The 524-nt window shown below is 39.7% G+C and carries 1 protein-coding gene; it reads right to left on the reverse strand.

Going from position 1 to position 524, the window contains the following annotated elements; genetic code table 11:
* Positions 1-435, reverse strand: a 435-nt coding sequence (locus AOA60_RS32140; protein WP_218240551.1) for a hypothetical protein, incomplete at its 3' end; no start/stop codon positions are given.
* Between the last annotated feature and the right edge of the window lie 89 nt (positions 436-524).

Raw genomic sequence — 524 nt, forward strand, 5'->3', positions numbered from 1 at the left:
CGTGTTTAATACTCCTATTGCTTCAACAATTGCCCCTAGCGATTGAATTAAGTTACCGTAAACCAGTTTTGGATTAGATTCTAGTCTCCCAATTGATGCATAAAAGGAACCAAACGCTTGCAACACATCACCATTAATTTCCAACAAATTATTTTCAAAATCATTACCTAGATTATATAGATGGCGATATTCACCTACAGAGTTACTCGAAGTACCTGCCGCCTGTAACCAGTTCCCTAACTCAACATAGCCATCATCCGTTTCAGCTAAAGCTTGAAACGTATTACCAAGCCCTTGAACTCCGTTACCAATTACACCTAACTTTAATCCGCTCTCTTCCTGTCCTAATAATTGTTTTGTCTCTGCAACAGCAGCAATTGTCGCCCCAAGCGATTCTACCCAGTTTCCAGTTAGGTCTAATAATTGATCTGTCACTTGGTCCGCCCACCTTTTTTTCTCTCTATATACAAACGCACTTACTACTAACCTATGCAGGACTCCTCTAATTCGAAAGTCTATAATTC

This window comes from Pseudomonas sp. 2822-17 (assembly GCF_002742485.1).
Taxonomy (GTDB): domain Bacteria; phylum Pseudomonadota; class Gammaproteobacteria; order Pseudomonadales; family Pseudomonadaceae; genus Aquipseudomonas; species Aquipseudomonas cyclaminis.